General features: G+C 74.3%; 6 protein-coding genes. 1 reads left to right on the top strand and 5 read right to left on the bottom strand.

Translation table 11 applies throughout. From position 1 onward, the window contains the following. Window positions 1-145 precede the first annotated feature (145 nt). From AB0F82_RS25195 to AB0F82_RS25175, 4 genes are all read right to left on the bottom strand, one after another. Entirely contained in the window at window positions 146-1441 is a 1296-nt protein-coding gene (locus tag AB0F82_RS25195) for a hypothetical protein (RefSeq protein WP_362631447.1), read from the bottom strand. A 255-nt stretch (window positions 1442-1696) separates the two neighbouring features. Continuing rightward, window positions 1697-2959, bottom strand: coding sequence for a S8 family peptidase (locus tag AB0F82_RS25190; protein WP_362631445.1), 1263 nt, complete (start codon window positions 2957-2959; stop codon window positions 1697-1699). Between the two features lie 117 nt (window positions 2960-3076). Next, entirely contained in the window at window positions 3077-3490 is a 414-nt protein-coding gene (locus tag AB0F82_RS25185; protein WP_362631443.1) for a GNAT family N-acetyltransferase, read from the bottom strand. Between the two features lie 329 nt (window positions 3491-3819). After that, a complete protein-coding gene (locus AB0F82_RS25175; protein ID WP_362631441.1) occupies window positions 3820-4302 on the bottom strand; it encodes a hypothetical protein in 483 nt (160 codons plus the stop codon). A gap of 197 nt (window positions 4303-4499) precedes the next feature. Between AB0F82_RS25175 and AB0F82_RS25170 the strand changes: the two genes are divergently transcribed. Then, the gene (locus AB0F82_RS25170; protein ID WP_362631466.1) at window positions 4500-4964 is read left to right on the top strand and encodes a phospholipase; all 465 of its coding nucleotides are present in this window, start codon (window positions 4500-4502) and stop codon (window positions 4962-4964) included. Window positions 4965-5092: 128 nt separating this feature from the next. On the opposite strand, the gene AB0F82_RS25165 is transcribed toward AB0F82_RS25170, so the two are convergent. After that, on the bottom strand, window positions 5093-6217 hold the full coding sequence (locus tag AB0F82_RS25165) for a sulfite oxidase (protein WP_362631440.1): 1125 nt from the start codon (window positions 6215-6217) through the stop codon (window positions 5093-5095). Window positions 6218-6272: the final 55 nt, after the last annotated feature.

Genomic DNA, 6272 nt, shown 5'->3' with positions numbered 1-6272 from the left:
TGCGGGCCCGTGGGGTGCTGGGTGGGGGGCGGGGGGCGCCCCCGTCCCCCCCCCCCCCCCCCCCCGCCGGCGGGGGGGGGGGGGGGGGGGGGGCCCCCCCCCCCCCCCCCACCACCCTGATGGAGCGGCCGTGCGGACGTGCGGATCAGGTGATCGAGAAGGTGACGACCGTCTGGTAGGTGTCGGCGAACATGAAGGGCGGGAGTTGGATCATCCCGGCGCCGCCGACGGCGAACTCACCGCCGGTCAGCTCGTCGCCCCCGGCGGCCTGGGAGGCCACCTTCATCGGGACGTCGGAGATCGCGCCGGGCGTGCCCGCCGTGCAGGTGCTCGGACTGTCCGGGTTGGTCACGGTGCAGGACGGCTGCATGCCGATCTGCGCCTTCGCCATCGAGTGGCCGGTGGTCTGATTCAGGAACGGCGTACGCGTCGCCGTCACGTCCCAGCCGAGCGAGCCGCCGCGGAAGTCCTGGACGGTCGCGGCGTTGAAGACGCCGACCACCGACTGGGCCTTGCCGTTGATGGTGACCGAGCCGAAGCTGACGGCCGGCTGGCCGTCCTTCGGCCCCAGGGCCAGCGGTCCGGGAAGGACCTCGACGTCGATCGGGTTCTTCACACCGGCCTGCTCCTCCAGGAAGACGAAGGCCTTGTACGGGGTGATCGAACCGTCGATCCTGATCGTGTCGGCCTTCTTGGTGACCGTGATGTTGCAGGTGGCGGCGCCGGACGCGTCCGCCGTGCCGGTGCCGGTGTCACCGGTCGCCGCCCCGGCGAGCAGGGCGGAGCAGGTGACCGGACCGGCCGGGAAGTTGGCGCCGCCCACGACGACGGCGGTGCCCGCCGGGCCGCTGTTGGGCGTCAGCTTCGTGGTGACCGGGTCCTTGGGCAGGGCCTCCACCGCGACCGAGCCGAGCGAGGCGCTCGGGCGCGGGGCCGGGGTGCAGGTGGTGGTGAACACCGAACCGGAGAGGTCCGCGTCGGTCACCGCGAGGTCGAGGGCGACCTGGACGGTCGTGCCCTCCGTGCCGTCCGGGATCTTGATGGTGCCGGAGAAGGCCTTGGGGTCGAGGGGCTGGCCGGCCACGACGGACACGGTCTCCGGCGGGCTGGTGACCACCTGGGTGGTGGCGCCGACCTTGAGGGTGATCTTGGAGGTGTTCACCGTGGTGACGGAGAACGACGGGATCAGCGGGCTCGCACCCGGGTCGATCGTGATCGGGACGACGTCGCCCGCCTTGGCGCCGTCGGGCAGCGTGACCGTCCAGTTCTGGTTGCCGGAGCCGTCCGGCTGCGGCGCCGGGGCGTCGCAGTTCTCGAAGACGGCCGTCGTCCTGGTCGCGGCCTGTGCGGGACCCGCCAGGCCCGCCACTGCGCCGCTGAGGGCCAGCGACAGGGCCCCCGCCCCGGCCAGCACTCTGCGTCGATGCGTTCTCGTACTCACTGGGTCGCGACTCCTTCGTCATGACGAACCCTCCCCCCACCCGCTGTGTGGGGGAGGCCGAGCCGGTGCGGTGGCCGATATTGACGCGTCACGGTGATGAGAAGTCAATGACTTGCTTTCGCCCGAAGCACACAGAAATTGATGGGCCATCAGCCTGGGGCTGATGGCCCATCGGATGCCGCCCGGTCGGGGTCGGAGCGGGCACCGGCCGGTCCGGCCGCGGTACAGGCCTTTTCCGGCCTTGTCCGGCCGTGATTACGACGGGCGGGCGGTGGTGGGCACGTGCAGCAGACGGTTCGGGGTGCCGGCCGGAAGTCCGGTGATCCGGTCGGGTACGGCGCCGCGCACCAGCGCTTCGGACACCTGCGCCGGGGTGCGCGCCGTACCGCCGGCCAGGAGCAGCGCGGCGGCCCCCGCCACGTGCGGGGCGGCCATCGAGGTGCCGGAGGAGCGGGCCGTGCCGGTGGTGGAGTCCTTCCGGGCGGAGGTGACGGCCACGCCCGGCGCGAACAGGTCGACGCAGGAGCCGTGGTTGGAGAACGGCGCACGGTGGTCCGCGGCGTCGGTCGCGCCGACGGTGACGGCCTGCGGGACGGAGGCCGGGGATCCGCCGCAGGCGTTCCTGCCGTCGTTGCCGGCGGCCGCGACGAAGGTGATCCCGGAAGACACGATCCGCAGTACGGCGGCGTCGAGGGCGCGGCTGCGGCTGCCGCCCATGCTCATGTTCGCCACGGCCGGGGTGCCCGGGGCGCGCCCGGCGTCCTTCACCACCCAGTCGAGACCCCTGAGCATGGCCGACAGGCGCCCGTCGCCGCGGCAGTCGGCCACCTTGACGGAGACGAGGGAGACACCCTTGGCGACTCCGTACGTCGCCCCGCCCACAGTCCCCGCGACGTGCGTGCCGTGGCCGTTGCAGTCCCGGGAGCCCTCCAGGAAGACCGCGTTGTGCCCGGCCCGGGCGCGGCCGCCGAACTCCTGGTGGCGGGTGTTGACACCGGTGTCGAGGATGTAGACGGTGACGCCCTCGGCCTTCGTGGCGTACGTGTACGAGCCGTCGAGCGGGAGTTCGCGCTGGTCGATCCGGTCGAGCGACCAGGGCGCGGGGCTCTGCGGCGGCAAGGCGGTGACCGCGGAGCCGGTGTCGGTGCCGGTGCCACCGCCGGTGCGGCTGTGGGTCCCGGCTCCGGTGATGTGGAAGACCGTGTCCGGTTCCACCGAGGCCACCCGGGGGTCGGCGGCCAGGGCGGCGGCCCGCGCGGCGGTGGTGCGGACGGCGAAGCCGTCGAGGGCGGCTTCGTAGACGGGGCCGACCTCGTCACCGGACTCCGCGGCCTCGGCGGCCAGGGCGCGGGCCGGGGCGCGCGGGGCGGTGTCCTTGAGGACGACGACGTACGGGGAGACGGCGTTCTCGGTGGCCGCGGTGGCGGCGGTGGCGGCGGTCTGCGGTGGCGGGGCGATGGCCGTGGCGGCCGCCGCCAGCAGCGCGGCGGCGGGGAGCAGCGGGGTGAAGGGGGTCATGCGGCCGATGCTCTGCGAGCGGCCGTACGGGCGCGCGGAGGGTGCGCCGAGTGGCGGCAGGACACGCCGCCGCGCGGGGTACATCGGCGGCCCCGCCCGGCGGATGGGCCGGAGGGTTCAGGAATCGATCGGCCAGCCGCGCATCGCGAACACGCCCTCGTCGCGGGCCCCGGCGGCGTCGTAGGTGGCCAGGGCGGCCTCGTTGTCGGTGTCGACGCCCACCCACATGCCGTAGCAGCCACGCGCCTTCGCCTCGTCCGCGAGGGCCAGGGTCAGGGAGCGGCCGATCCCGCGGCGCCGGTAGCCCTCGTCCACCGACAGCTCGTAGAGGCACATCTCCGTCCCCTTGTCGGGGTGGATCATCTCGATGCCGGAGACCATTCCGGCGGGCACGCCGTCGACGTACGCGATGAGCATCAGGTGCCCGGGGGCGGCGAGGAAGCGCTCGGACCACTCCTCGCGGGCGGGCCCGTCGAAGAGGGACTCGGCGGCCGAGAGTTCGGCGGGAGTCAGGGCCCGGCGGATGTCCATGGCGGTCACGATAGTGCGCGCCCGGCCGACGGCGGGGCGAAGCCGGGTACGGCGTGGCGGGCGGCCCGAAAACTCCCGACGGGCCGGGCGCGACGCTGACCACCCTGCCCGTCGTCGAAGACTCCAGGGCCGAGGGGAGCGCCGTGAAGAATGCCGTGGTCGCGCCGGAGGGCGACCGGATCCGCTGGGTCGAGCTGCGGGGCGAGGAGCCGGCCCGGGTGTACGTGCACGCCCCTGGGGGCCACCTCGCCCGCCTGCTTCGCGGCGGGTGCGCCACGGCGCAGCCGTCGGAGCGTGGGTACGGACCCGCCGGTGAACCGGTCGCGCGATCAGCCCTGGGCGCGCGGAGACGGGGTGCCGTCGGTCCAGGCGTAGACCCGCTTGCCGCGCACCGCGACCTGGTACTGGTGGAAGTCGCGGCAGTCGGTGCGGACTTCGGCCCGCACGGTCCGCGGCCACCACCTGGCGTGCAGGTCCGGGGCGCCCTGCCGCTTGGGGGTGCCCGCCGTGCACCGCGGGCCGTCCAGCGGGGTCTTGCCGAGGTCGAACCGGATCAGCCGGGCCTCCCCGGTGGTGCGCACCCGTATGCGGACGTCGGTGGCGTCCTTGGGTATCCAGGAGGGCAGCGCGAACGCCGCTTCCGCCCGCGCCGGAGCGTCGGCCGCGGTGGCGAAGCGCTTGCCCTTCTCCTTGAACACCCGGTGGTCGATCGTGTCCGTCACGGGGTTCGGCGGCAGGTTGGGCAGGGCGAAGGCGGCGGTGGCCAGGACTCCCACGGTGGCGGCGGCGATGACGAGCGGACGGCGGTTCATGCCTTCCAGTCTCGGCCGGGACGACCGCCCCGCGCGTCCTTCCTCAGAACGAACCGTGTGTTGTCCGCAGGTCTCACACGGCGTCATACCTTGGGGGTGCCTTGGGGGTGTGCGGACACGGCGGGGCCACGTGCAGTAACCGGGTGGCGACCCGCCCCGTTGGCCGGGTGACCGTCCGCCCGGCTCCCGAGGACCCCATGCGCCGTCGCCGCCTCCTCCCCGCCCTCGCCACCGCCACCGCCACCGCGGTGCTCGCCCTCGCACCCGCGGCCTGGGCCGTGCCCGAGGTCCCGGCCGACAAGCCGCAGGTGCTGAGCCGCTGGACGCAACCCGGCGCCGCCAGCTACGAGGCCTGGGCCGACGCGCGCGAGTACCGTGCCGCCTGGGTCGCATACGGCTTCGACTGGTCGACCGACCAGTGCACCACCTCCCCGGACAACCCCTTCGGCTTCCCCTTCGCGGCGGCCTGCGCCCGCCACGACTTCGGCTACCGCAACCACCGGGCGGCAGGGCTGTTCCCGGGCGCCAAGGCCCGGCTCGACGAGGCGTTCCACGCGGACCTGAAGCGGGTCTGCGCCCGCTACAAGGGCAGCCGCAAGCGCCCGTGCGACGGCACCGCGTGGACGTACTACCAGGCGGTCAGGGCCCTCGGCATCTCCTGAGGGCTGTCCCGCTGTCCCGTAATCCCCGGCGGGCGCACGACGACAGCCACGGCACCCCGCCGCGTTGTCGGAACGCCGGGATACGCCACCGGGGATCACGGGACAGCCCTCAGGGGGTTCCGAGAAGATCACAGGCAGAGGACGGCCACCCGCTGGACCTCGTTGTTGCCGAAACCGCCGCGGTTCCACGGCTGTTCGAGTGGCTGCGTGCGCCCCTCGGCATCCGTGGCGCGGACGGCGAGGGTGTGGCGGCCGGGCGCGGCCGTCCACATACAGCTCCAGGCCTGCCAGGCCCACGCGGGCGCATGGGCCGGTGCCGCCACCTCGGCCGGGATCCAGGTCAGGCCGTCATCGGCGCTCACCTCCACCCGGACGACGGCCCCGTGACCGGACCACGCCCGCCCGTGCAGCCGTACGGGGCCGGGGTGCACGACGCGGGTGCGCGACATGAAGTCGGGGAAGCCCGGCGGGGTCATCAGGGCGCGCGGCGCGATCCGGGTGACCGGCTCGCCGGGATCGTCCGGATCATCGGCGGACCGCCGGTAGCGGTAGGCCACGGACTGCTGGAAGCCGGTGAACGGTGCGTCGACGAGGGTGATGTCACGCAGCCATTTGACGTGCGCCATGCCGTACCAGCCGGGGACGACCAGCCGCAGCGGGTACCCGTGCTGCGGCGGCAGGGGCAGGCCGTTCATGGCGTAGGCGATCAGCACACCGGAGTCGTCCCCGGTCGCGTACGGCAGCGGCAGGCTGCGCCGGTAGTCCTGCTCCACCCCCCGCTCCACACCGTGGTCGGCTCCGGTGAACACGGCTTCGACGGCGTCGGACCGCACCCCGGCCCCGTCCAGGACGAGGCCCAGCGGGACCCCGGTCCAGTCTGCGGTGCCCACCGCCTCGACCAGCCACGGCTGGCTGACCGGCCGGGGCGACAGGCGCGCCCGGCCGTTGCCCGCGCACTCCATGGTGACGCGGTGGGTGACGGCGGGGAACGCGCGCAGGGCGTCGAGGTCCAGCGACAGCGGCGTACGGACCCGGCCGCCCACGGTCAGGGTCCAGCCGTCCGCGTCGGTGGCGGGGATGTCGTAGTGGACCAGGACGTAGTGCAGCCCGGGCGGGGTCACCTCGTGGCGCAGGGCCTCCAGCGGCAGGCCGTGGTTGCGGGCCGCGAGCGCCAGCTCCTCCTGGCCGATGCCCTCACCCGCCGGGGCGATGCGCGCCGGGCCGCTGACATCCCCCACGGACGCCTGCTCCATCCCCCCATGGTCGCGCGCCCCGGCCCGGGCGGCACGTCGTCGCGCCCCCAAGTCG

Origin of the sequence: Streptomyces virginiae, assembly GCF_040638905.1 — a bacterium.
Classification (GTDB): domain Bacteria; phylum Actinomycetota; class Actinomycetes; order Streptomycetales; family Streptomycetaceae; genus Streptomyces; species Streptomyces virginiae_B.
This window is presented reverse-complemented; position numbering and strand designations above follow the sequence as displayed.

Bases quoted from the DNA above. Each gene is read 5' to 3' on its own strand.
- AB0F82_RS25175 (WP_362631441.1), bottom strand. From the start codon at position 4,302: ATGAACCGCCGTCCGCTCGTCATCGCCGCCGCCACCGTGGGAGTCCTG.
- AB0F82_RS25185 (WP_362631443.1), bottom strand. From the start codon at position 3,490: ATGGACATCCGCCGGGCCCTGACTCCCGCCGAACTCTCGGCCGCCGAG.
- AB0F82_RS25170 (WP_362631466.1), top strand. From the start codon at position 4,500: ATGCGCCGTCGCCGCCTCCTCCCCGCCCTCGCCACCGCCACCGCCACC.
- AB0F82_RS25190 (WP_362631445.1), bottom strand. From the start codon at position 2,959: ATGACCCCCTTCACCCCGCTGCTCCCCGCCGCCGCGCTGCTGGCGGCG.
- AB0F82_RS25165 (WP_362631440.1), bottom strand. From the start codon at position 6,217: ATGGAGCAGGCGTCCGTGGGGGATGTCAGCGGCCCGGCGCGCATCGCC.